Source organism: Pseudoalteromonas sp. J2K-J979, assembly GCF_058169715.2.
This window is the reverse complement of sequence record NZ_CM200281.1, coordinates 1,608,639-1,635,216: the sequence shown is the minus strand read 5'-3', so window position 1 is coordinate 1,635,216 and position 26,578 is coordinate 1,608,639. Positions and strand designations below refer to the sequence as shown.

The following is a 26,578-nucleotide window of genomic DNA, read 5'->3' as shown; positions in this document are numbered from 1 at the left end:
TCGCTCATATAAGTAATCTTGAATACACCCCTAATTTATTTAGGGGTGTTAGCATATATTTATTAAAATTAAGGTATTACAGTACAGGTGACTGAGGTGTTGTTTGTTCAGCCAGTAACTCTTCGCGCACTAATTTTGCTCCTGCACTTAAAGCATTGAGTTTTGCTTGTGCAATATGCCCTGGCAAGGGGGCCATGCCACAATTGGTGCAAGGGTAGAGCTTGTCTGCATCCACATATTTCAGTGCCGTTCTCAGTGTATTTGCTACCTCTTCGGGGGTTTCAATGGCGTGTGTAGCAACATCAATTGCCCCCACCATCACTTTTTTACCACGGATCAAAGCAAGTAACTCGATGGGTACATGAGAGTTGTGACACTCTAAAGAAATAATATCGATGTTTGACTGCTGTAATTTAGGAAAAGCTTGTTCGTATTGACGCCACTCAGTACCAAGGGTCTTTTTCCAATCTGTGTTGGCTTTAATGCCATAACCATAACAAATATGCACGGCAGTTTCGCATTTTAACCCTTCAATGGCGCGTTCTAAACAGGCGATGCCCCACTCATTCACATCATCAAAAAAAACATTAAACGCAGGCTCATCAAATTGAATAATGTCCACCCCTGCCGCTTCTAACTCTTTGGCTTCTTGATTAAGAATTTTGGCAAATTCCCAAGCAAGCTTTTCACGGCTTTTATAATGCGCATCGTACAGTGTATCAATCATGGTCATCGGGCCGGGTAAGGCCCATTTTATTGGCTGTGTTGTTTGCTGACGTAAAAATTTCGCATCGTCGACAAACACCGGTTTTTGACGACTCACCGGGCCGACAACTGTCGGGACACTGGCTTCATAACGGTCGCGAATTCTCACCGTTTTACGCTGTTCAAAATCCACCCCATTGAGGTGTTCAATAAAGGTCGTTACAAAGTGTTGGCGGGTTTGTTCCCCATCACTGACAATATCAATGCCCGCTTGTTGCTGATGCTGTAAGGACAGGCGTAATGCATCGTGCTTGCCTGCAACGAGCTCTTCATTGTGTAATTTCCACGGTGACCAAAGCGTTTCGGGCTCAGCCAACCAAACGGGCTTGGGTAAACTGCCCGCGGTTGAAGTCGGTAATAAAGTTTTCATAGAATAAACTGCCATAATTTTAAGTTAATAACTGCATCTCGCTTATAGGTAATTGGCCGACCACTGCTCAAGCACCGTTTGATACGGCTTGATAAAGTGCTCTTCGGCAAATTTTCCTTGTGCGCTGGCAAGCTGACTGCGCTCGTGACGGTCGTAGACAATTTGCGTCAATGAATGGTCACTGTTTTTCAAGTTAGGTTGATAAGCACGCCCAGCCACTGCGTTCGCATTGTAAATTTCTGGGCGATAAATCTTTTGAAACGTTTCCATGGTACTGATCGTACTAATTAGCTCTAGACTACTGTAATCATTGAGTAAATCGCCAATAAAATAAAAGGCCAATGGCGCAACACTGTTTGGCGGCATAAAATAACGCACCTGCAAACCCATCTTTTTGAAGTATTGCTCAGTTAATGATGAGTCATTTGGCTGATATTCAACCCCCAATACCGGGTGCTGATTGTCGGTACGATGATAGGTTTTATTGTCTGAAACACTTAAACAAATGACTGGAGCTTTGGCAAAATTCTCTTTATAGACATTCGAGTTTACAAAACTCTGAAACAGCTTACCGTGCAGCTCACCGAAATTGTCGGGTACACTGAATGTCGGCTGGTTTTTATTATAGTTTTGCAGTAACACACTAAAGTCGTAATCACGCACATAAGAGGAAAAGTTATTGCCCACAATGCCTTCAATTCGCTTGTTAGTAAGATGATCTACAATATTAGTTTTTAATACCTCGATAGATGGAAACGTTTCCCCACTGCCGACAACATCGATATCAACAGAGACAATTTCCAACTCAACCGAATAGCGATCAGCTTGTTGGTTATCCCAATCAGCCAAAGCATTAAAGCGGTTGTTGATCATCTTAAGCGCGTTTCGTAAGTTCTCTTGGCGGCTACTGCCTCTGGCCAAATTCGCAAAATTGGTAGTAATACGGGTATTGCATGATGGTTGGTAATGTTCATCCAGCGCCATGCGTTTAAGTGTAAAAGTAAAGTCTGTAGTCATGATCGTTTGGTATCCACTGTGTGTATTCAATAATGCTCGTGAGCACGGATTACTTAAGTCGTATTCAAAGCGTTATGAGATTTATACGTGGATCGGTACACATTTAAAAACGGTATAATTTCACCTCCAACTTGAACCTCTTTCATGCTTTATTCGATAAACTCACCTTCAACTGTTTTAAAAAACAGGTTTAACCCCTAAAAAGCCACCAAACCGCATTTGGATGGATAGCCATCTAAAATAAAAAACTGCAACATGCGTTAATTTCATTTAAAACATGAAGAATATTCACCAGTTATCTGTAATAAAAGCCATTTTTGTCACGATAGTTGTTGCTATACTGGCCACGAACATGGCTGTGATACTAACGTGCTACCAGCTAAAACAACCACCATTGCCACATTCAAGCTCAAGACGACTGACACAGTCGATAACGTAAACGAACCAAGCCGTCGCAATGAAAGTGGTTAAGTAAACCGTCTACAGCCACTTGTATCAGCGCTTTGTTCAATTCGACACTTGAAGTATCGCACCTTCAAAATCGTTCAAGGTGCAATCATAAACCGGATAATAAAAAGAGATAAACCAGATGAATGAACTGATCATGTTGATTATTTACTGCGCTATTTTGGGCGCTGGAGTGGGATTTTTAGCCGGCCTGCTAGGCATAGGCGGTGGCTTAGTTATCGTGCCCATTTTGAGCAGCATCTTAGTTCATTTAGCTGATTTTCCTGCTGATCAAGTGGTGATTGTTGCCATTGCCACTTCACTGGCCTCCATTTTATTTACTTCGACTTCTTCTGCTTTGGCCCACCATAAAAATGGTAATGTACCTTGGCAACTTGCACCTTGGATTATGACAGGTGTCGCGCTAGGAGCGCTGATCAGCGGCTTTATGGCGGCGCTTTTACCCGAAAAAATCGTGCGCATTGTATTCGTAGTAAGCGTAGCGCTGATAGCGTTAAAAATGTTTTTAAGCAGTAACAACACCGACACCACTCACCGCACTATGCCCCATAAAGGTGTCATGACGCTTTTTACTGCGCTAACGGGTGGGATTTCGGCGATGATAGGCATTGGTGGTGGCGCATTGTTAGTACCGTTACTAACGTATTTTTCTTTGGATATGAAAAAAGCCATCGGCTGCGCTTCGGCCTGTGGCATTGTGATTGCCTTATTTGGCTCACTCGGTTATATCAGTTCGGGTAGCGCGCATTTTGCTTTAACCGATGGCTTTGCCGGCTTTGTCTATTTACCTGCATTATTAGGTATCGTCTGTACATCATGGTTTACCGCTCCGCTCGGTGCCAAAGCCGCACATATGTTACCGGTTCCACTCATCAAAAAAATATTCGCAGGATTACTGCTGGCCATGGCAACCAGCATGCTGTTCAGATAAAAATAACACCACAAGGGCTAATACTCGGCAGTGTTATTTTAGATAAATTGACTCAGCTGGTGTTAGCTCGCATTTTCTCTGACCTTGAAATGAAAAAAAACTGGCTCATAAAACACCTATATCTTGTCTTCATAAAACATAACTGATCAATCCATCCACAGTGAACTCATCTTGCAACCATTATTTCATTTACATCATTTCAATAGTGTTTGATTGATCGTTTGGTATTACATAAGCGTAAAAGCAAATGAATATTTTGACAGGTATCAAGCCGATGCATTTTATCATTCATTTACTGAAATAAACGCTTGCAAGTCGTCATTTAATACATAAGATGAAAATGATTATCAATACCATTTAAAGGAATCACATGAAACATGTAATTAAGTTCGGACTCATTACCTTAGCAGTGTCACTCTTTTCAACCAATGCATCAGCGTCATGCTCTGCTACACTCGAAGCCAACGATATGATGCAGTTTAATCAAAAAACACTGAGCTTTTCAAAAGAGTGTAAAGAAGTCAGTATTGAGTTAAAGCACATCGGTAAATTACCCGCCCAAACTATGGGGCACAACGTAGTGGTAGTTGATACTGTTAACATACAAGCGGTTGCAACTGATGGCATGTCAGCAGGTATCGATAATCAATACGTCAAGCCGGCTGATGAGCGAGTCTATGCTTTTTCCAAACTAATTGGCGGCGGTGAAACAACAACACTCACTTTTGCAACCGACAAACTCACAGCTGGGGGGGATTATTCGTTTTTCTGTTCGTTCCCTGGCCACTGGGCAATCATGAAAGGCAAAGTCGAGTTTAACTAAGTTAGACGTGTTTACTGGGCGTTTTAACCCCCCAGTAAACACATGTTAAACCATATAATGTAAGCACTTCTACTACAATCTTAGCATTTGAAATTGGTCTAATAGTCAGCAACGTTGGTGTTTCAATCACAGCTCTGCACTTGGCTGGCCTAAAACTGATCCTGAAATACATTGTTTCTGTCTACATTTACATTAGGCAGCCGTTTTTCCATTGTGACTTTAAATATACCTATCACCTGAGCGGTTTTTAATCCATCAAAATCATGGAGCCACTTCATGATCGCAATCTAGATTGGTGCAGCACTTATAGTTTATAAAGTGGCCAGTTGCGACTGATAATGCACCTATAAGCGTCGCAATTTGTTCTCCGACTTCCCCAAGTACATCATGACCGAACGCAGCTGCGATAATCATAAAGCTCAGGCCTGTAATGCCAAAAAGCGCAACTAAACGGTTGTTATGTTGTTTGTAACCCAATGAAAGTGAGATGACGCTTAAAGGGATAACAAACCAGAGTAAAAATACGTGAAACACTTCTTGACCAAATATCAATGAGCTCAGACCAGGAAATACGCCGAGCAACAGCGGTAAAGACATGCAGTGTATGGCGCAGATAGCAGAGATTGAGATCGCATACTTATCTAGAGTTGGAGTGAAGTTAGGTAAATTTAACATCGTCATTAACCTGCTTTTGATTGTTATAATATATCATTTCATTTGAATGCATTTATAACATAAAAAAACAAACTATCTTATTGATTTCTATTTTTTATTTAATTAAACATAAAACCATAAAGCTAAAATTATATCGCTTTCAGTTAATAGGTTTAATAACGCAGGCAAAAAATCTACTTTATTAGCACTTGAAGGTTTTCGACTTATTCTTCCTCAGCTCGCACGGCATTGATTTTTAGTAAAATAGCTGCAGCACCCTTGGCATCATCAAGGGCTCGGTGATGATTGTGTAATGGAATATCAAGCGTGCGGCAGAGCTTGCCAAGCGAGTAAGACGAATGACCGGGTAAATATTTTCGGGCTTGTTGCACTGTACACATTTTGGCGCGCATAAAACGTTTATCTAAACGCGCAAACTCTTGTTTGATAAAGCCATAATCAAAATTAACATTATGAGCAACAAAAATAGCATGCTGCGTTAAAGCATCGAGGATGTCGGCAATCTCGGCAAAAGTTGGCGCATCTTTGACCATCGCATTATCAATCCCAGTTAGTTTAGTGATCATTGCGGGAATGGATCGTTCTGGGTTAACCAGCGTTTGCCAAGTATCAACCACTTGCCCATGCTCAATACACACTAAACCGATTTCTGTAATACGATGGTGATCTTTTTTTCCTCCAGTTGTTTCGATATCGACCACCACGTAACGCTGCGAAGCATCAAACTGCCACTGAGTGCGCTGAATCGAGACATTAAAACCCGCCTTGCTCAACGATTGAATGGTGACCAGTTGGTTTCGCCTTAAACTATCACCCGGTGCTTTGATTTCTTCAAAATACAGTTGATTATCTTTAATCAGCATTAAATCGGGGTAGCCATCCGACAAGCTCTCAAAGTGCTGCGCCATATTAAGTAAATGTACGGTAATGCCCTCAATCGGCGCATGTTCGATAAATAATAGCAATACATCAAGTAACGGAGACTGCCAAAAAAACAGCCCATTGGGTTCACCTTGATGGGTATTAACTGTTTGCCTGATATGCTCAGACAATACAGCCCGTTCAGTTAACTTCGCCAGCTTTTCAACGATGATCGGGCCAAACTTGTCGTAAAAAGTCTGGTTTTTTAATAGTTTGGGATAATACGAAAACTCATTCGCACGCTCAGCATCCGGATGTAAATATAACTCTTGCCAAAAAGTCAGGGCAAACAAAGCACGCCATAGTTTGTTTTCAGTAAAAAAACAGTCGTAACCACTTTGAATATAATGATTTTTTACCCCTGACTCGACTTGCCCCATATAGGCTTCATCCAATGCGATAGGATCTGAAGCGCGCCTTAAAATGTCCGTTAACAGGCTGGTTTGCTTACGCTCAAACTTTTGCGCATAAAAATCTTCAGCAAAGAGCAGTAAACTTTCACTATCAGGATCGTCAATAATGGCGTGCAGCAATGCTTGGCATTGCGCTTTTTTACCCGCTTTAAACAATAAGCGAATGTATTTTTCTTTAGCTGCACTGTGCAAAGACAGACTCAGAAATTGCTCACCCAGCGTAGCATTATACCCAATCACAGCTAAGCCAAGTTGATACAAACCATGATGGTATTTTTTCGCGGCTAGAAACCCTATGGGCTGATCCAAATTAAGCTGTTTGGCGGCCAATGCGTCGATTAACGTACGGTCGGTTTTATCGGCCTCTTTAATCGCCTCAAAAACATTGGCATGTAAAAAGGCCGATTGCGCTTCAGCTAAATCATGAAAGTTGGCCTGCTGCTCACGCACTGACTGTGTTGGCATCACACCCAAATCACGTAACGAGAATTGATTAAGCCGCCCACCTACCCGAGCAAAATACACAAACAATAAGTATTGAAATGCTTCATTGCGGGCAAAATACACATAATTCTCCATCACTGCATGATGATCATTTGCCACACATTTAGCCGTAAAATGATCCCGAATAAACACCAGCCATGTTTGCTTATTCGCACTTTTAATGGGGGGTTCTGCTTGGCAATATTTCGCCAACGCGATAAGCGCTTGTTTATTCAGTTGTGGGAGCAACTGCTGATAATTCGTCTCATCAACAGGCGCTAAAAAACCCGCTTTAAATAAGGTCTGTATCGCGACTTCACACTGGTTGATTTCGCTGTAATGCAAGGTATCTTTGTGCACAAAAGCTGGTTTTCGGTTCACAATTCGCACCAACATACACTGCGCTTGTTCATCTAACTGCGAAAAATCATTTAAAAACGCCCATTCCCGTGCGCTTAATAAATGTGATGACGTGGTGTGAATAAAGTCAATAAACTCAAAAAAATGCGTGAGGTAATATTTTTCTGGCAACACTTTCATGGAGTGTGGACGACTTTAATAGCAAAAAACAATACCGCATTGTGCCGAGCTTTACCTTGAGGTGCAAGCGAGGTCATGGCAGTCATAAATGTCTAAGCACTGCCTTCGCTATCTCAATGGATTAAAAAGCAAAAAGGATGGATTCGTTTGCACAAAGAGCGCCTCCGTGCGTGTTTGAATGTTTATGTTACTGCCAAAGGTCATCAGTTGCTTTGGTTGCTAGGTAACTTGTTCAATGTTTTATGAAGGTGAGTGAAGTTTATAAAGCTGAATGCGCTCTTGAATTGACGTCAAGTCGCTAGATAGCACGCCCAACCCTACCCGTAGAGCCTGTTACCAACATATTCACTCACGACACTTTAATAATCGTTGACCTCAAAGCCGCTAATACTTTGAAGATGCGGCAAATATGAGTGCTGCGGCCAAAGGTCAGCGAGTCGTTGTCACATTGAGTTTACCAACGACATCATTCACTTATTATAAAAACTAGCCTCGTAATTGAGACGTTATTGAGTCTTGAATTGATTTTTCATATTCATCATCACTCACCAAATCAAGGCATAATTCTTTTGTACAATAAGAAACAAATTTTATTGTTTTATTATTTGAATTTTTAGCCGTTAACTCATAAAGAGTATAAGACTTAAACTGGCTTTCGTTGACCACAACATCAGTCGAACTCTTCTTAAAGTCAGCGACCAAATCAACATTATTTAAACGAAAATTATAAAAATACCTTGTATTTTTCGAGTCTTTACAAGCATATATAATTGAAAACTCTTTAGACTGTAGATCAGCCCTTGCCACACAAGTACTTGATAAAACTAATTCATCAGGAAGAATATGTACAACAACCCCACCTTTGCTAAATGCTGAGACTTGAAAAGTAGCAAATAGAACTAATACACTTAAAAATTTCATTGAACCATCCTTTGTATTTATAAACATAATGACTCCCATACGGTGCTAACTACCGCATTTTAGTGAGTTAGCTTCAAGCCACAGCCATAATTAATTTGTCAAATAGCTAAACCGCAGACGCTAGCATGGACCAACATAACATACTTTTCATTGGCTTTGATACTCATAATGAGTTGATTGAAGTGGCGTATATTAAAGAACATAGAGGCGCGCAACCTGTTCACCTTGGGCAGTTTTCTTCTGTTAAAGTCGCGATTAAAAAGCTTGTTGGTCAGCTCGCATCTTAATCCCCTGAAGCAACCCAGCATTTCGTTTATGAAGCTGGGCCATTTGGTTGTAATTCGTAAAACGTTATACAGCGATAAGATAGCACTAAGAGAGCCTCTATATGTGTTTGCATACTTTTTTAACGGCACGACGATTGAACAGCTAAATGACAGACGAAGAAGATGAATTTGTTGATTGATTTGGATTTGACCGCTTGCGCGGTCAAAAAGATAAATAATGCCTATTGACGAGAGCTCGGCTCATATGTGTTATATTTCACTATACTCAGATTTAAGTAAACCAAAACACTTAAGGTCGTGAAATTTATTTTTCCAGTAACCACTTTGACGTCGTATACCTTCTTCTTTAAAACCAACTTTTAATAGTAGTGATTCTGAAGCTATATTTCCGGGAACTGTATCTCCTTGAATTCGATTCAGAGCGCCACATGGTAATTCGTCTAAAAATGCTGATTTCACAATTCTATTAACAGCTTCAGTTGTATAACCTTTCCCCCAAAACTTTGGAAGTAAATCGTAACCTATGACAGCATTTTTCATTTTTGGACTCCAAGTATTAAACCCACAAGTCCCTATTAATTGATCTGTGTTTTTTAACCGAATAGCCCAACGAATCCCAGAGTTTTCTTTAAAACGGGAATTAAAAAAATCAATTAAGTTACATGCTTGAGACAGTTCCGTAAAAGCTTCAAGATCATAATATTCGACAACTGAGTTGTCAGAAAATAAATTAAATAAACTATTTGAATCTTTTTTAGTTAATTTATCTAACCTTAAGCGATTTGTCTCTAATATTGGAAATGACAACCTAAATCCTCCGTGAAATATAACGAGCCTGTAGATTTACTCGTTTTTAATTTGTTTTATTAATCAGCAAACCATAACTGAGTTCCTATTTTGATTCAATCATTTAGGCTGTTTTGAGGTGAGATTTTAAATCGGGGTTTTTGATGGATTCTCTTGCGGTTTCTGTGGGGGTTTTAGCGGCGTTTTTAACGTAAAATGGTTTCCGCGGCTTAATATATTCTGTTTTCAGTTTTCCTATATTATGAACAAAAAAATTCAGTTGCCACTGGTTATCACTTTCGCACCTCAGGTTTTAACCAAAAAAGCCGCTCTAACGCTTAGCGCGGCTCTTGGAAATAATGCGTGTATCCTTGATGCGACACCGAAGGAATACTCACGAAAGTCAGTTAATCAACATCCTTTTTATTAACCCGTAACCAATAGGTGGCATAAATCAACCCGGCCGATACCACAAACGTGCTGACACTGATTTGATTAACCACTAGCGTTAACGCCTCAAATGGGAGGAGAAAATCTGTATTATTTGTTCCAATCACGGGCTTAATTGAGAGGTACCCTTTTAATGATTCGGCAAACCATAATTGTGATAAACCAAAGTAATGTACCACTATCGCTTCGACAACCAATATCACCACAATCGGCAGCACCGCCCATAAAAATGGGGCTTTTTTAGCATAAATCGACGTCAACAGTAGCCAGCTAAATAAAGGCAACAGCCACACCGCAATGGCAATAATACTGAGCCAAATTGCGCTGAGTGTCGAAAACACATTTAACTGAGCCATAAATGACCACAGCGAAATATCATAAAACACAGTTAATATCACAGCTAACAGGACACTCAAAAGCGCGCCTACAATCAATAATACGGTGGCCGCAGTGGCAAAAATAGTAGGAATGACAACCGCACCCGTAAATAGTTTACTGCCTACAGTAATTGTGTCTGACACGGGTAAAGAGCGCCAAAAAATCACTGAACGATCACGGCGTTCGTCAAACAAGCAATTAATAAAGTAGTAACACTGCACAATCAAGCCAACTAATAAAAAAGGCGCAAATAACGAAACAATTGAGGTAAAGAAAAATCCCTGAAGCTCAGGAGCTTGGGCAAATTCGTTAAGCTGCGTCATACCCACCAAGAATTTGTCACCATCAAATCCACCATTTAATCCGATGGCCAGTAAAGGGATCGCCAATAATAATGCCATTAACGAGACTGGCACCCATGTGAGCATACTTTTAAATTCCCACAACTCTTTTTTTATCGATGCTTTGAATATTGAATGTTTCATTAGCATGCCTCCTTATTCATGACACCCACAAAAATATCAGCCAAACTCGGTACCCCAATGTCACCCAACGTAGGTAAATTACGTCGTTGATCATCGTTTAAATTTGATTTATCAATTAATAAGCTGGTCAACCCTAGTACACTGTTTTTATATAAAGGCTTCAGTTGTGTCGCCTGCTCGAGTTGATCCTGACTCACCGCAAGAAGGCTAAACCGCTCGCGAATAACATCCGTGTTTTGCGACAGCACAATTTGGCCATCTTGAATAAACGCCACATCCGTTAAAATATGATCGATTTCTTCAATCTGGTGGGTGGTAATAATGATGCACTTCTCTTCGGTATAAAAATCTTCGAGTAAATGGGTATAAAATTGTCGGCGCGTGAGAATATCCAGCCCTAAGGTTGGCTCATCTAATATCAACACTTTGGCATCGATGGCTAAAATCAGTGCTAAGTGCAGTTGCGTGATCATGCCCTTCGATAAGGCTTTGACTTTATCGCTGGTTTTGATGTTAGTTTTGGCTAAAAACGCCTGCGCTTTTTCTAAGTTGAAATTTTTATGGATATCATTCATGTAACTGAGCGCTTGCGACACTTTTAACCAGCGGGGCAAAATCGCTACATCGGCGATGTAAGCAACGTCTTCCAGCATCGCGACCCGATCTTTTTGCGGATGATGACCCAGTACATCTATCTCACCGCTAAAGTCAGTCAAACCGAGTAAGGCCTGTAAACACGTAGTTTTACCTGCACCATTTGGTCCAACTAACCCGATTATTTGCCCTGCTTGACAAGTTAAATTGATGTCTGACAACACCTGTTTTCTACCGTATGATTTATTCAAATCACGAATCGTTATTAATGGATTCATAGTGATGATTCCTTGCTTTGTTGTAACAACTGTTCTACTGACAGCTTGAGTCGGGTTATTTGCTTGACCACCTCTGGCCATTGTTGGGTTAAAAAGCTTTCTCGCTCACGCGTTAACATGTGATCTTGCGCACCTGCCATCACAAAGAGTCCTTTTCCCCGCTGCTTTTCAACGAAGCCTTCGTCTTGCAACATTTGATATGCCTTGGAAATAGTAATCGGATTAACTTGATACTGAGCAGCTACGGTTCGAACCGAAGGCAAGGCTTCACCTTCTTTGATATGGCCATCTAAAATACGCGTTATCACTTGCTGATAAAGTTGTAAATAGATAGGTTTTTCTGAATCCCACTGAGGAGTCATACCCGCTTTCCTTGTTGAATATTAAAAACAATACATGTGTTATACATCACCAGCACACCATAACACAAATAAAAAGTGGTTAAAAAATGTTTCAGTGCATACTTTTTTGCTCAATTTTCACGTTGTCGCTGAATAAAATGGCGTTTTATAAAACAGGCCAAGACAATAAACTTATTTATATTCAGTGCTTTATCTAGTTTAAAAACAATAAAAGTGTGTGGGTTTAAAATTAATGTCCGATCACAACAATGGATAAACTTAATTTTATCGTCAGTGGCCCATCCCGGCTCATAAAGCCTGCCTTGACTACTTTCTTGCTGCACTGTCACGCCTGAATGGTCTGTTCTAGTCAGATAAACGATTGTTCAGGGCTTATATCCTTCACAAAAATCATGGCAGAGTCACTTTTAGATTTGAAATTTAGGCTTGTTTCACGCTATTTCATGTAAATTAAAAAAGATGTTAACGATCGTGTCAGGCAAACAAAATTGTCAAACTATCCTAAATCCTCGGCTTAAAATCTCACTCGTGTAATTAAGCACATCTTTGCAACCAGTTAGTTACAAGATGTTAACTTGGTATGTCGAAAAGTGGTGAAAATACACACTTTGTTACGCAAAACAGCTTGTTTGTAGCCTATCGTGTTTATCTGCGGGTTAAACTATTTCCCAACAAATTGCGACTAACTTACTTCTATAGTCAGTGTGTTGATATGACTTCACCAAACAAGGAAACCAAATGAACATAACAACGGCAGCACTTAAAAACCCCGCCACAGTCGCAATTATTGTTACGCTGTGTTTGGTGTTAGGGTGGATCAGTTTTAATAAACTACCCATTCAACTTTTTCCTGACATAGAACGCCCGCAAATCACCATTTTCACTAACTGGCGTCAAGCATCCCCAAGTGAAATGGAATCTGAAATCCTTGAGCCACAAGAAGAAGTCTTACAAGGTTTACCCGGCTTGACCAACCTAATTACATTCGCAAATGCGGGTAGTTCATTCATTAATCTTGAATTCTCTCTCGAAGCAGACATGGATAAAACCCTAATAGAAGTTATCAGTCGGATGAATCGCTTACCACCTTTACCTCGCGACGTTAACCCCCCCGTGATCAGTTTAGGTGGCTTTAATGGCGGCGCGCCGGCACTGACTTATTTTTTCTTACAAGCCCTGCCCGGCAATGACAAACCAATTTCAGAATACGCCAGTTTTTTTGATGACAATATCCGCCCTCGTATCGAAAGCATTCCGGGTGTAGCACGAGTTCAACTGCAAACAGGCAACACAACTGAGCAACTACAAATTGAGTTTGATGCCTACCGCGCAGCTGAGCTAGGTATAAGCTTAACCGGCGTCAGCCGATTAATTGGCGCTGCAAATGATGCTTCTGGTGGTTATGCAGACATTGGTCGTAGGCGTTACACCTTAAGGTTTGCGGGGCGTTTTGATCCCGTTCAGCTCGGTGATTTAGTACTCGAATGGCGCGATGGTAAGCCTATTAAACTCAACGATATTGCAACGATTTCGATTGCACGAGATCAAGCCAATGGCAGTGCCGTCCAAAATGGTAATCCTGCTATGTCTGTGCGTATTGACCGCGAAAGTGGCGCCAACGTGCTGGCGACACTCGAGCTCGTCAAGGCCGAAGTCGCCGATATTCGCCGCCAAGTATTAGCCCCTGAACAACTGACCATGGAGCAATCATTCGATGCGTCAGTATTTATTTACCGTGCAATTAGCCTAGTGACTAACAACTTGATTTTAGGGATTTTACTGGCCGTCGGGGTACTTTGGTGGTTTTTACGTCAGCGCCGTGCCACATTAATTGTCGCAATGGCGATCCCTATTTCGATAATGAGCACATTTATTGTGCTCAGTATCACTGGCCGTTCGCTCAATGTGATATCACTCGCTGGGCTTGCCTTTGCGACCGGAATGGTGCTCGATGCCGCCATTGTGGTGCTTGAAAACATTGTCCGTTTAAAAAGCAAAGGACTCAGCACAGAAAAAGCAGCCAAACAAGGCACGCAACTAGTTGCTGGCGCATTAATGGCCTCAACCGTCACCACCATCGCCATTTTTATTCCAGTCATTTTTTTGAAAGATGTCGCTGGTCAATTTTTTGCCGACTTAGCATTAACTATTGCGATTGCAGTTTTTATTTCTATGTTAGTTGCACTTGCTGTGCTGCCTGTGGCTGCAAAACGCTGGTTACAGCACACAGAGCAAACTGACCGCTTTGCTCATCTTTGGCAAAGCATTGCCCGTAAAATTATGGCATGCACAAATACAACTAAAAAACGCGTGATTATTATCACTACGCTGATGGCTGCACCAATAGCGGTGACAATCTGGTTACTGCCACCACTTGATTATTTACCCCCTGTAAAACGCGATGCCGTTGATGCTTTTGTACGCTTACCTACAGGTTCAAACCAGCAGTTTGTTGAGCAAGAATACATCAAACCGCTCGTCGAGCGTTTGCAACCATATATGGATGGCACCAAAGAGCCGGCACTCAAAAATTATTATATTTTAAGCTTCCCGGGTAATGCTAACTTAGGTGTGCGCGCCAAAGATCAATCTCAAGTCAAAGAGTTAGAGCGCGTAATGCGAGAAGAAATACTTATCGACCTGCCTGATACGCGCGTATTTTCTCAACAAGGAAACCTGTTTGGTGGCCTAGGCTCAGGGCGCAGCGTGGCTATTCATTTACAAAGTAAAGATACCCGAGCCATGGCCGATGTCGCCGAAAAAACCCGCGATATTTTAGAAAAACGTTTTGTTGGCAGTAACATCAATGTTAATCCAGGCACACAAGACGCCGAGCCAGAACTACGCTTAATCCCCAACGATCGCCGTATGATGGAAGTGGGCTTTACCCGTAATGATTTGGCGCAAATTACACGCGCCATGGGCACAGGATTGTTTGTTGGTGAATACTTCGATGGCAATAAACGTCTCGATATGATTTTTAAAGCCGAAGGCTGGCAAAACCCCGAAGAATTAGCCGCAACACCTATCAGCACACCTAGCGGTGATGTGGTGCAATTAGGTGAGTTAGTCGATGTTACCCGTACTGTCGGCCCATCTCGGATCCAACGGATTGACCGACGCCGCACGATTACCGTGTTTGTGAATCCGCCTGAGAATATGTCACTTCAACAAGCCATGACGATTATCGAAACAGAAATCGAACCACAAATCAAAGCGATGATGCCCGCAGATGGCTCTATCAATTATGGCGGCAGTGCCGATAGCCTCAAGCAATCAATCAGCACCATGGGGCAAAATTTTGTGCTTGCACTGGGTTTACTGTTTATTCTGATGGCGGGTTTATTTAAATCACTTAAAGACAGCTTAATGGTGACATTATCTATTCCATTGGCGACTGTCGGAGGGGTGTTAGCGCTGCAATTAATGAATTTGATAAACTTCCAACCCCTCGATCTATTAACCATGATTGGCTTTATCATTTTGCTTGGTTTAGTGGTCAATAATGCCATTTTATTAGTGGATCAAACCCGCCAAGGCGAGCGTGAAGGTCTGAGCCGTGAAAATGCGGTAGAACAAGCGTTATTGCTCCGTTTACGTCCAATTTTTATGAGCACGCTTACCAGTATTTTTGGCATGTTGCCACTATTAATCATGCCGGGTGAAGGCAGCGTCATTTACCGCGGACTGGCTGCGGTGATTGTGGGTGGCATGGTGTTCTCTACACTCTTTACCTTAGTACTTTTACCTGCATTATTAACACAATTTAACCGTCAACCGGTCGCGCAAAAACACAACAGTGACACGCAGCCAACTCAACACGCATCACATGTTTAGGAGCGAACAATGAAACTGTTATTAATTAAATCAATTATATTAGGGCTGTGTTTATCGAGCACAATCGCCTATGCAACCGACAACCCTGAGCCACCCGCCACTTTGGTCGAAATCAGTGATGTTGAACAAGCCCAAATTGCCGAACAAATGTGGATCCCTGGCACGGTAGTGAGCCGTTTTGACTCACGCCTAACCACCGAGGTTTCTGGGGTGATCAAATGGGTGGCTGAAGTAGGTGATAGAGTTGGCAAAGGCGATGTCATTTTAAAGTTAGACGACGCGTTTTTACAACTTGAACAACAGCAAGCAGAGGCCACGGTTAGCCAGCTGGACACCCGCGTTGCATTACTCAAACGCCAACAACAACGTCTCGAAAAACTTGGAAAAAATGCAGCGCAAGATTCTCTCGATGCCAAAGAAGCCGATCTTGCCATGGCTAAGCAAGACTTATTGCAAGCAAAGATCAGCTTACAGCGGATTGAATTACAACTGGCTAAAACTGCCCTAAGAGCGCCATTTAACGGCACGGTCGTCGAGCGCTTTAAACAAGTCGGTGAATTTAGCCAAACCAGCACGACTGCCCTTCGTTTGGTCAGCCTGCAAGATCTAGAAGTCAAAGCCAATGCTCCTTTGGCACACAATCAATTTAATGCCATTGGAGATAAAGTCGTTATCCGACAAAAAACGACGCAAATTCACTCGACCATTCGCGCTTTGATCCCTGTCGGAGATGAACGCAGCCGCACCATGGAACTTCGCGTCGCACTTACAGACAATGCGATCCCTATCGGCAGCGCAGTCAGAGTCGCCATCGCCAGCAGTGATAGCCATCAAGCCATCACCGTGCATCGCGATGCCCTCATTTTGCGCCAAGATAAAATGTATGTGAACGTAATTGATGCTGAGCTGAACAATAAACACATCACCGTGATCCCTGGTAGCGGTTTTTATGATTACATTGAGGTGACTGGCGATTTACAAGTCGGTCAACACGTCGTCATTCGAGGGGCTGAAAACCTTCGCGACGGTGAAAAGGTCCGTTTAAAAACCCCACTCTCAAAATTAAATAATGTGACCGTATCACGATAATTATTGGTGCGCTGCTAATGATGTGGTCGATAGTACTGCAGATTTAGCAGCCCGAAGTTATAACACTGATGTCCGGTTGACCGGATATTTTCCAATGATAATTAAAGTAGCATTGAGTCGCTTTGACTTGTGCTTCAGAAGGCTGTGCTTGGGGCAAAGTACCTTTAGGCGTTGCCACCACCGCGTAGCTGCCATTGTCGAGATAAATCCGATAACGCCAATCTTCCACATTCAGGCCTGCCGCTTCAAATATCTCAGGTGCAGAAGAGTAATCAATAGCAAATCCACCAGCTGTACCTGTTGCGGCATACGGCTGATGATGACTTCCCTTCACTCCTGAAAACTCCACTACTGTGGTAAAACCATCCCCTGCTGTCAGGCTTTTTGCCTTGAAAATGGCAACAGCCGTTTTCATTGCATCTTGGGCACCTTGGATCACGGCCGTTTTTGCATCATCTTGCAGATTCAAAAATCTAGGGGTGGCCGTCACAGCTAGCACCCCCAGAATCACAATAACAATGATGAGCTCAATTAAGGTAAAACCTGACGGGTGTGAATGGGATGATAAGATTTTAGCCATACTGTCATTACTCATTGATAAAAAGCTGTTTCGGGCACAAATGTGTTTTTAATGCTCGGTTCGTGTTATTAAGTCTCTGTGACAAAACATCAATCACACTAACACATTCTGACAACAAGCCAATAGCGTAATCAACATCAGCACCCACGTAATCCTTACTTTTCTATTTTTGCCTTAAATCGTCGCATGCAACTAACCACTCAATAATATCAAACACATAAAAGCAATAATCACAATTGCGAATCAGTATCATTACCATTACAATGCGCATCGAATATTTACTCTAACCAGAAAATGACTCATGAATAATTTAAAATTAAAATTAAAATATCCACACCTCCTGCTCGCTTCTTTATTGGCGATGTCGGGTCAATCGTTTGCTCAAGACGCCATAAAAAAAGCAAGCCAAGAAGAAATCGAGACCATTACCGTAAGCCCTAAAGGATTGATTTCTTACACCAGCGCTTCTGCAAGTAAATCAGATACGCCCATTATTGAAACGCCGATTTCTGTCTCAGTATTAACCTCAAAGCGAATCGCCGATTTAGGGGCTGAAACGTTACAAGATGCGATTGGCTATGTTGCTGGCGTATATAACGGCCCGTATGGTGTTGATACGCGTGGTGATTGGTCGACTATTCGTGGCGTTGCGCCCAATCAATATTTAGATGGCTTACAATTGATGTTTGGCCACTACAACAACGTGCGTGCCAATCCCTATAACATGGAGCGCATTGAAATTCTCAAAGGCCCCTCTTCGATGCTCTATGGTCAAGGCTCAACAGGTGGGATCATAAACTCAGTCAGTAAGCGCCCGCACGAACAAACCTCCGGTGAGATTTGGGCCCAATTGGGTAACTTCAACCGTAAACAACTAGCCGCTGACTTTAACACCTCCTTAAACGAAGACGACACAGTGTTAGCCCGTTTTGTGGCTTTGGCGCGCGACAGTAAGACACAAACTGACTATGTCGATGATAATTCGCTATTATTTGCGCCAAGTTTAGTCTGGAAAATTAATGATGATACACGCCTGACTGTGCTGACTAATTTTCAAAAAAATGAATCGGGTTCAAGTACCCAATTCTTTCCTCATGAAGGGACTATTTTACCTGCTCAATATGGCCAAATCGACTCATCACGTTTTGTAAGCGAGCCCGGCTGGGATAAATACGATACGGAACAACGTGCACTCACCCTAATGATCGACCACACCATTAATGATGTATTTTCAGTCAGTTGGTCTGCAAGAAAAGTCTCCAGCGACGCATCTTACTTCACGATGTATGCATGGCCACCGAAATTCCAAGCCGATAAACGCACCCTAGTACGTAATTTCAGCTTACAAGAGTCGACAGCCGATGCCTTCACGTCTGATTTACGCCTTTATAGTCATTTTGACACTGGCAGCGTCGAACACTCATTAGTCGTCGGGGTTGATTATCAGAATGTCGATACCGACACAGATCGTGTTTACCTCACTCCAGGTGCAATCAAAGCGCATACTGGAATTGAAGTAAATACAGCGCTCGACTTATACACCCCAACCTATGGCCAAACCGGCTTTTTACCGACCGCCGATCTCATTGTTGATACCCCTTCAAACAACGATCAACAAATAGGTATTTACATACAAGATAATCTTCAATTTAACCATTGGACGGTAAGTGCCGCGCTTCGTTATGATGAAGTCACCAGCCAAAATAATCGACCTAATGCGGAAGAATTAACTCAAAGTGCTACAACGGGTCGCTTGGGGATCTTGTACAGCTTCGAAAATGGGATCGCCCCTTATGCCAGTTATTCAGAGTCTTTCCTACCTATCTATGGCGAGCGCCCTCAAGGTGGTAGCTTTAAACCCCAGCAAGGAGAACAAATTGAGTTCGGTGTTAAATATCAGCCACAGGGTACTGAGCATTTAATTACAGCCTCATATTTTGATATCACAGACAAAAATCGTACTCGTAGCGTCTCACCTGAAGTAACAGTACAAGATGGCAGTGTTGATATCTCAGGGGTAGAAATTGAAGCGCAACTTGAATTTGAGCACGTCGATGTGTATTCGGCATATGCATACACCACCTCTGAACAGCATACTTCGGACAAATCGCTGAATGAATTAATCGCCTTGTACTTAACAGGTCAGACTCAGTATTTAAGCCAAGCATTGACTAATACCGCCCCGCTTTCTGCCACTCCTAAGCACATGCTCAACACTTGGGTTACTTACCGCCCAGAGCAATGGTTACCTGGTTTAAAAGTAGGCGCTGGTTTTAGGTATGTCGGTGAAACTTACGATGGCAGCCGCGATATTAACTTTATGGGCCAATCGTTAAACAGTACAAAAACAACCGACGATTACACCTTGTTTGATTTGATGTTAGGTTATGAATTCGATCAATTTGATTTAAGCCTTAACATTGATAACCTTGCTGACAAAACAGTCATCACCAGCTGTTTGTACCGTGGCGATTGTTTTTATGGCCAGCGCCGCACTGTCAGCGCTAATGTCCGTTATCGCTTTTAATCGCTAACACCCAACGAGTGCAGCCAACGTATATCACTGTTATGCATTGGCTGTACTTCATTACCTTCAAATTTACGCCCACACAAGCGCACTACATGAAATTAAAAATTGATTAAACAGAGATTAATTTCAGCAAACTGACCCACATCACTGAAAAAGAACGAAATAATCCATAAATTTAATGTTAATAATTTGTGTTCACCTTATATATCCTGTACCTTGTCCCCCTATTTTTATACTAAAAACTTCCCCGCACTCACTACAAACTAAAAATAAAAATTGGAGCTTGGATGTACCAAAGAATATTCAATAAATCACGACTCTCTTTAGTCGTGTCAGGGGCACTGTTTGTTAGCTGTCATACTCTTTTAGCACACGAACCTGCCAACAAATTTAGTGATTACCCAGTGACGCCTTTTAGTCACAACGAAATTGAAATTTCTCCCTCTGCCTTTATGGTCATTTTAAGGACAGAGTCACCCAATGATTTAATGATGCAAGACGGGCAGAATACTCAGCAAAAATCTGCGCGCCTCGCGGCTATTAAACAAAGCCAAGAATCATTAACAAACGAGTTAATTAGGCTAGATACTACAGCCTCGATTTTTGGTCGTACTACATTACTTGCGCCCAGCATAATCATCCATGCAAAGCCGCAAACTTTGACAGAACTTAGAAAAAACCCACGTGTTGAGCGCATCTTGCCTTTATATGACAACCAGTTGCACATTGATGCTTCAGTCAAATACATTAAAGCCGCACCGATTGTGGCCAATCATATTGCGACTGGCGCAACACAAACTGTAGCGGTTCTCGATACTGGGCTCGATTACACTCACTCTGTTTTTGGAGGTGCTGGTACCCAAGCAGCTTATGATGAAGCACAATCAGATCCGACTAGTGTTGCATGGCCTCAAGGTCAAGTTATCGGAGGAGCTGACTTTATTAGATATGATGATGATCCAATAGAAAATGACCCCACTGCGCCTCTTTCAGATCCAAACAGCGAAAAAACATCTCATGGCACCGCCGTCTCTCATGCAATAAGTGGCGTCGCGCCTGATGTTTCTCTTATCGCCTATTCTGTGTGCGCAGCAGGGTGTTCAGGTTCTGCTCAAGCGTTGGCCTTAGAAGCCGCTATGGATCCCAATGGCGATGGAAATATTGCTGATCGCGTTGATGTGATCAATCTCTCCTATGGTAGTGAATTCGGTCAATCACTCAAGCTCTCTGGTGTACAATATCTATTGCAAAGAGCGATGAAATTAGGTGTTAACGTCGTTGCTTCGGCTGGGAATAATGGTAATTATCCATTTGTTGTATCTGAACCAAGTTCAACTCCCAATGTGCTTTCTGTTGGGGCAATGACCCACCCGACAGCAATGGTTGCTGTCCCAAGCGCTATCATTGGCGGCGAAGAAACAACAATTGGTTTAGCTTCCTTTGGTTTGCAAGGGGAATTTGAGCTCAATAGTGACGATATCGACCTTGTTCATCCTAACTTGAATAAACAAGCCTGTGTCGATTTTGCTGAATCGACCGACTTTACAGGCAAAGCAGTATTAATAGATCGAGGCTCCTGTAGTTTTGTTGATAAAGTGCTTCGAGCACAACAACGCGGTGCTGCGTTCGTTATTATTGCCAATGATCGGGATGGAACTCCCCCCACGATGAGTGCAAGGGCTCATACAAATGACATCACTATCAGAGTCATTTCAGTCACCTTGCAAGATAGCCAGTATTTAAAAACACAATTATCTCAAAATAGGCGCCCCTCATTTAGCTTTGTTACCACTATGAAAGAAACAAATGGTGCCGTTGGGTCTATTTCCTCTCGCGGCCCTTCTATGGATGGCTTATTAAAGCCAGAGATCACGGCACCGGGCACGGATATCCTATTAGCTGAAACAGGTAGCCTAAACCAACTCGCACCAAATACGGGAACTTCGTTTTCTGCCCCACTAGTCGCTGGGGCTGTTGCCTTAGTACGCGAAGCCCTACCAGAGCGAAATGCGTTTGAAATTAAAGCAACGTTAATGAACTCAGCCAATCTTATGGTCACAAATGCACCTTCAGATTCACTTCCAGCCTCGGAACTGGCCCCAATTAGTTTAATCGGCGCTGGGTTAGTCGATGTAGAAAAAGCGATAAACCTCCCCGTAGCAGCCTGGGTTCATGATGAACAATACGACACAAAACAAGCCGCGTTATCTTATGGCTTACAAGTGTTAGACGAAGTCTCAACCTTTAAAAAAACAGTGACAATTAAAAACTTTTCGACTGAAGAAAAGATTTATTATTTAAGTGTTACTTCTCGGTATGACAACGACCAAGCGCGTAATGCGTTAACTTGGGACCTACCGCAAAGCGTCACTGTTTCACCAGGGCAAATGACTAACTTTGATGTCGGCCTTAGAATTGACCCGAGTAAATTACCAAGCTGGACGTTAGAAAACCCATACTCAACTGAACAAGGCGAAGCACTCTTTTCTGCACTCACAAATGTCGAGTTTGATGGCGCACTAATTTTTAATGACTTATCGACAGAACAAGACAACGATCTGCATTTGGTGTATCACATTTTACCTAAAGCAAAGCCTTCGTTAGCTCTTGATACCACCAGTGTTGAAGAAGTGACACACTGGGCTGTGACCAATACAAGCTCAACAACACACAGGCTTATTACTGAACAACTTGTTGCTCAAGGAAAGAAAGCATCTAAGGATGAAAAACCATTTAATATACTCGCCACAACGTTTAATACGATTGAAGCCAGTAACTGTAATTCTGGCTTGCTCATTACGGCCTCGATAAAACTAAGAGATCAAATCAATCATCTTCGTCAAATTGGCGTCATGTTAAATGTTGATATTGATAACGACAATCACTATGACTATGCATTGTCAAATTATAATGATGTGGGTCAATACGCTCAGGTTAAAGGCCGAGTCAGAACGGTTTCTGGTGCTATGAAAGATGGCAGCCCAAATTGGGCATATCTATCACCTATGTATCATTCGTATGGTTCTGACACAATTACGCTTTCTGCCTGTAGTGACTTAATTGGTCTCTATGATGCTGAGTTAGGAAGTGAATTAACAATCGAAGCCTCGGTGGGGTATCCTAGTTACCAACTTGGTATTTATGAAACAACCGACAGCGTATTAGGGAGTGCAAAATTTGCGACGATGACTGGCGTCTCCTTGACTGATCCTCAAAATAAACAACCCATCTCTGTTTTAGAGCCAGGACAACAAGCCGTTGTTGAAGCATCGCAGAGCTTTGTATTAAGCGCTGCACACAATGTTTTACAAGTTGTGCCAATTGAGAGGCTCGCAACATTTCCAGACATTCACGCACCAAAGCTAGAAAATGCGTACTTTAATGTTGCCAGCAATGCGCCAAGCGGTACGCTCATTGGTCAGCTAAAAATCACAGAGTCGAACTTCGACCATGCTGTCGCTGAATATTACCTCAGTTCGCAAACGTTAATGGGGATAACAATCAATCAACATGGAGAGGTCATATTGTCGAACAGTGTCTACCTTAACTCTCAGATCAATTTGAAGACCATTTACCTTGAAGTCATTGCTATTGACGTAAAAGGGAATGAATCTGAGCCTGCTAAAGTGGTCATTGATGTCACCCAGGCAAAAGGTGGAGATGGTGACGACCTCGAGATGAACTCCCCTTCTGTGTTACTCAACCATTAAATAAACGATAATCGTCAACATTGTACAAACTGTGTGCAATGTTGACTCTCATCTATTAAGCACTCATCTATCTAACCAAAAACCGACAAACCGCGCTCTTAAATACTGATAACGGCCAGCATATCTTCGTCTTGTTCATCCATGCCCGTTTCAATAAAACCAAGGCGAGCAAAAAAGCGCTGCGCAACTAGATTTTTTGGCGAATAGTAAATTGTGCGATTAATGAGTTGAATCACCAAAGGCTATAACAGGCACTAAACGCTGGCTATCCAGCACACTGACCTGACAGTTTTATCATTTCATAAAGTTAAATCGGCCACTACAGATGCAACGGCACTACATAAGCCAACTTTTTACTACATAAAACTACAATTCTTAAATATTGTCATGTTGTAAAAACGTTTCTAATACAGTCAAGACACCATAAAAAATATAGGAAATGTTATGAACAAATTTGTTGTATCGTTAACGCTTGCAAGTGTTGCTATGCTTAATTCCTCCATTGCTGTGGCTGCTAAAACAGCGGGCTTCAATGCAAAGTCGTTAAATCAATTCACCCCACGCATTATTGACGGCAAGCCTGCTGTTGCAGGTGATTATCCCTTTATGACGTCGCTAATTTCAGCTCAAGAAGATGAAATATCACCATTTTGTGGTGCATCATATATTGGCGGGCGCTATGTATTGACAGCTTCCCATTGTATTGAAGGTGCGACAGCTCAAAATATGCATGTCTGGATTGGCGGTCACGACACAACAAAACCTGAGTCAGGTAAACGTTTTAGCGTTGCGCAAATCTATCTGCATGAAAATTATGCTGATATCGGTCTTAACAATGATATCGCCATTGTTGAACTCACCGAAGAAGTAACAGGTATTACCCCCATTAAACTGATCACGCCAGAAATTGAAGCGGGCTTAACAGACGGTTCAGAATTGATTGTTATGGGCTGGGGAAATATGAATCCAGACAGCCAAGCGGCGCCTGAATACCCTGAGATTTTACAAGAGGTGACGGTACCGCTTTACAACCGCGAGCAATGTATCGCCGATTACACCCAAGATGGCGAAACCGGCATTACTGATAATATGATCTGTGCAGGCTTAGTTGCAGGTGGAAAAGACTCGTGCCAAGGTGACAGTGGTGGCCCGCTTATTTTTAAACATCAACAAGAATGGTATCAGGCTGGGGTTGTCAGTTTTGGTGATGGGTGTGCAGCCCCCAACGCACCGGGCGTGTATGCACGAGTGTCAAAATTTAACGATTGGGTTGAAGCAAAAAAATCTGGGGTGTCTTATCTGCAAATTAATCATCAAGGTTACGTAGAACACACATTCGACCAGCAAAAGCATTTTACAATCAAGAATGTTGGTGCAGACACCTTTATGGTCACCAGTGCCATGATCGAAGAAAGCCAAGGTTTAGAGTTAGCACAAGTGGTACAAAACCAATGTGAAGGACAAACACTGGCCTTTAATCAAACATGCGACATTATCGTACGGATTAAAACAAGCACGGAAACTGAAGGCGAATTTCTATTAAAAGTGAAGACCAACGATGCCATCAATAAAGAAGCTGTCATGCTTTTTTCAGCCAATGCTCTCGAGCAATCATCAGAAAACATGAATAACATTGTAGGCAGCAATAATGATTTTGTGCACTGGTGGAGTGGCGGTGATGTTGCTTGGCACGTACAAACAAGCAAAACATCGCAAGGAGATTCTGCGATAGCAAGCGGCGACATTACTCATTTCCAAAACAGTGTGTTACTGGCAACAATTGAAAATGACCGCATTGAAAAATTCAACTTTAAACACTTAGTGTCATCAGAAACCGATTGGGATTTCTTAACGATCCGCCATAATAATGAGCTGGTATTGCGTGCTTCTGGGGTTGAAACAACTGACTTCGCCAGCCAAGAAATCACGCTCAAAGAAGGCATTGACCGTATTGCTTTCATTTACAGCAAGGACCAAGCCGATTTTGATGCTATTGGTGACGATAAAGCGTATCTGGATGAAGTGTCAACGGTACTGAAAAACACCGCCCCGCAGAGCAAAGTGAAACAAGCCAGCATCCGTGTTGAAGAAGAAAAAAGTTTTGTCTTAGATGCAAGTGACAGTACAGACGCCGAAGGCGATAACTTAACCTACCAATGGGAAGTCATTCAAGGTCAAATTACTTTGCCTGATGCAACTCAAGCGGTAATAAACTTAACAGCACCGGCCTATAAAACAGCCAAAACATTAGCCTTTAAAGTCACAGTCACCGATACATATGGCGCAACAAGCAGTAAAACTGTGAATGTCACCATTAATAAAAAGCCTAAGCGTAGTAGCGGCAGTACCGGTATTATTGCATTATTGGTAGGATTGGTTTTTGCGACACGCAGAAAATTAGTTTAACTCACACTTGGAGTAGCCAGTGCCGAGCGCTGGCTTTAAGATTATGAAGCAAATTCACCTCGCTATTTTTATGACGTTATCAACATTAGTGATTGTAGGATGTAGTAGCACAGCGCTATCAGATAAAATGACCGCGGCAGAGCGCGAGAGCCTCGAAAACATTTATAGTGTTGATATCAAAGCCGATTCTATTTCGTTTATTGTCAAATCACATGGCTGCACCAGCAAAGACGATTTTGAGCTCATTCATCAAATACACAAAGGCACTAATGAATTCGCATTAAAGCGCCTTAAACGCGATTTATGTCGAGCGATGCCCAGAGCCTACCCTGTTAGCTTTAAGTTGCCACAAACCGGCCTCACCATTGATAAAGTGAACGTACTGAACCCACTCTATGAACAAGCCCCCCCAAAAAGGGGCGAAAAGAAATTACATAAGCCAGATTAACTGTCACACTGCTGATAACGCGAGGAGAACA

The 26,578-nt window shown here is 42.3% G+C and carries 19 protein-coding genes and 1 pseudogene; 9 read left to right on the top strand and 11 right to left on the bottom strand.

Annotated features, from left to right (window positions below; translation table 11 throughout):
* Positions 1 to 76: 76 nt before the first annotated feature.
* Together AC3KVK_RS07530 and AC3KVK_RS07525 are read right to left on the bottom strand one after the other, a co-directional pair.
* Complete coding sequence (locus AC3KVK_RS07530; RefSeq protein ID WP_490312355.1) at positions 77 to 1,135, bottom strand: methionine synthase; 1,059 nt, start codon at positions 1,133 to 1,135, stop codon at positions 77 to 79.
* 42 nt (positions 1,136 to 1,177) lie between these two features.
* Positions 1,178 to 2,152: a DUF1852 domain-containing protein gene (locus AC3KVK_RS07525; RefSeq protein WP_490312446.1), complete on the bottom strand. Its 975-nt coding sequence runs from the start codon at positions 2,150 to 2,152 to the stop codon at positions 1,178 to 1,180.
* 589 nt (positions 2,153 to 2,741) lie between these two features.
* On the opposite strand from AC3KVK_RS07525, the gene AC3KVK_RS07520 reads away from it, so the two are divergent.
* Together AC3KVK_RS07520 and azu are read left to right on the top strand one after the other, a co-directional pair.
* Positions 2,742 to 3,551: a sulfite exporter TauE/SafE family protein gene (locus tag AC3KVK_RS07520; RefSeq protein ID WP_490312354.1), complete on the top strand. Its 810-nt coding sequence runs from the start codon at positions 2,742 to 2,744 to the stop codon at positions 3,549 to 3,551.
* Between the two features lie 370 nt (positions 3,552 to 3,921).
* Positions 3,922 to 4,374, top strand: coding sequence for an azurin (gene azu / locus AC3KVK_RS07515; RefSeq protein WP_490312353.1), 453 nt, complete (start codon positions 3,922 to 3,924; stop codon positions 4,372 to 4,374).
* Between the two features lie 261 nt (positions 4,375 to 4,635).
* Here azu and AC3KVK_RS07510 read toward each other — a convergent pair whose 3' ends face one another.
* From AC3KVK_RS07510 to AC3KVK_RS07500, 3 genes are all read right to left on the bottom strand, one after another.
* Positions 4,636 to 5,055 (bottom strand): MerC domain-containing protein, encoded by a 420-nt coding sequence (locus AC3KVK_RS07510; RefSeq protein WP_490312352.1) that lies wholly within the window; start codon positions 5,053 to 5,055, stop codon positions 4,636 to 4,638.
* Positions 5,056 to 5,252: 197 nt separating this feature from the next.
* Positions 5,253 to 7,406 (bottom strand): exonuclease domain-containing protein, encoded by a 2,154-nt coding sequence (locus AC3KVK_RS07505; RefSeq protein WP_490312351.1) that lies wholly within the window; start codon positions 7,404 to 7,406, stop codon positions 5,253 to 5,255.
* Positions 7,407 to 7,892: 486 nt separating this feature from the next.
* On the bottom strand, positions 7,893 to 8,327 hold the full coding sequence (locus AC3KVK_RS07500; protein ID WP_490312350.1) for a hypothetical protein: 435 nt from the start codon (positions 8,325 to 8,327) through the stop codon (positions 7,893 to 7,895).
* A gap of 125 nt (positions 8,328 to 8,452) precedes the next feature.
* On the opposite strand from AC3KVK_RS07500, the pseudogene AC3KVK_RS07495 reads away from it, so the two are divergent.
* A pseudogene (locus AC3KVK_RS07495) lies at positions 8,453 to 8,611 on the top strand (IS110 family transposase); the annotation flags it as partial.
* A gap of 252 nt (positions 8,612 to 8,863) precedes the next feature.
* Here the strand turns inward: AC3KVK_RS07495 and AC3KVK_RS07490 are convergent.
* The 4 genes from AC3KVK_RS07490 to AC3KVK_RS07475 form a co-directional block, all read right to left on the bottom strand.
* Positions 8,864 to 9,421: a GNAT family N-acetyltransferase gene (locus AC3KVK_RS07490; RefSeq protein ID WP_490312349.1), complete on the bottom strand. Its 558-nt coding sequence runs from the start codon at positions 9,419 to 9,421 to the stop codon at positions 8,864 to 8,866.
* Between the two features lie 386 nt (positions 9,422 to 9,807).
* Entirely contained in the window at positions 9,808 to 10,713 is a 906-nt protein-coding gene (locus AC3KVK_RS07485) for an ABC transporter permease (protein WP_490312348.1), read from the bottom strand.
* A complete protein-coding gene (locus tag AC3KVK_RS07480) occupies positions 10,713 to 11,585 on the bottom strand; it encodes an ABC transporter ATP-binding protein (RefSeq protein ID WP_490312347.1) in 873 nt (290 codons plus the stop codon). Before AC3KVK_RS07480 ends, AC3KVK_RS07485 begins: the two co-directional genes overlap by 1 nt.
* Positions 11,582 to 11,947, bottom strand: coding sequence for a GntR family transcriptional regulator (locus AC3KVK_RS07475; protein ID WP_490312346.1), 366 nt, complete (start codon positions 11,945 to 11,947; stop codon positions 11,582 to 11,584). Before AC3KVK_RS07475 ends, AC3KVK_RS07480 begins: the two co-directional genes overlap by 4 nt.
* Positions 11,948 to 12,685: 738 nt before the next feature.
* Between AC3KVK_RS07475 and AC3KVK_RS07470 the strand changes: the two genes are divergently transcribed.
* Together AC3KVK_RS07470 and AC3KVK_RS07465 are read left to right on the top strand one after the other, a co-directional pair.
* Complete coding sequence (locus tag AC3KVK_RS07470) at positions 12,686 to 15,784, top strand: efflux RND transporter permease subunit (protein WP_490312345.1); 3,099 nt, start codon at positions 12,686 to 12,688, stop codon at positions 15,782 to 15,784.
* A 9-nt stretch (positions 15,785 to 15,793) separates the two neighbouring features.
* The gene (locus AC3KVK_RS07465) at positions 15,794 to 16,873 is read left to right on the top strand and encodes an efflux RND transporter periplasmic adaptor subunit (RefSeq protein WP_490312344.1); all 1,080 of its coding nucleotides are present in this window, start codon (positions 15,794 to 15,796) and stop codon (positions 16,871 to 16,873) included.
* Between the two features lie 43 nt (positions 16,874 to 16,916).
* Here the strand turns inward: AC3KVK_RS07465 and AC3KVK_RS07460 are convergent, their stop codons facing one another.
* On the bottom strand, positions 16,917 to 17,453 hold the full coding sequence (locus AC3KVK_RS07460; RefSeq protein ID WP_490312343.1) for a prepilin-type N-terminal cleavage/methylation domain-containing protein: 537 nt from the start codon (positions 17,451 to 17,453) through the stop codon (positions 16,917 to 16,919).
* Positions 17,454 to 17,754: 301 nt separating this feature from the next.
* Here AC3KVK_RS07460 and AC3KVK_RS07455 point away from each other — a divergent pair, with 301 nt between their 5' ends.
* The gene (locus AC3KVK_RS07455) at positions 17,755 to 19,980 is read left to right on the top strand and encodes a TonB-dependent siderophore receptor (protein WP_490312342.1); all 2,226 of its coding nucleotides are present in this window, start codon (positions 17,755 to 17,757) and stop codon (positions 19,978 to 19,980) included.
* Between the two features lie 290 nt (positions 19,981 to 20,270).
* Entirely contained in the window at positions 20,271 to 23,693 is a 3,423-nt protein-coding gene (locus AC3KVK_RS07450) for a S8 family serine peptidase (RefSeq protein WP_490312341.1), read from the top strand.
* A gap of 98 nt (positions 23,694 to 23,791) precedes the next feature.
* On the opposite strand, the gene AC3KVK_RS07445 is transcribed toward AC3KVK_RS07450, so the two are convergent.
* Positions 23,792 to 23,929, bottom strand: a complete 138-nt coding sequence (locus AC3KVK_RS07445) for a hypothetical protein (RefSeq protein ID WP_490312340.1) — start codon at positions 23,927 to 23,929, stop codon at positions 23,792 to 23,794.
* 208 nt (positions 23,930 to 24,137) lie between these two features.
* On the opposite strand from AC3KVK_RS07445, the gene AC3KVK_RS07440 reads away from it, so the two are divergent.
* Positions 24,138 to 26,099 (top strand): serine protease, encoded by a 1,962-nt coding sequence (locus tag AC3KVK_RS07440; protein ID WP_490312339.1) that lies wholly within the window; start codon positions 24,138 to 24,140, stop codon positions 26,097 to 26,099.
* Between the two features lie 43 nt (positions 26,100 to 26,142).
* Positions 26,143 to 26,547, top strand: coding sequence for a hypothetical protein (locus AC3KVK_RS07435; RefSeq protein WP_490312338.1), 405 nt, complete (start codon positions 26,143 to 26,145; stop codon positions 26,545 to 26,547).
* Positions 26,548 to 26,578 lie beyond the last annotated feature (31 nt).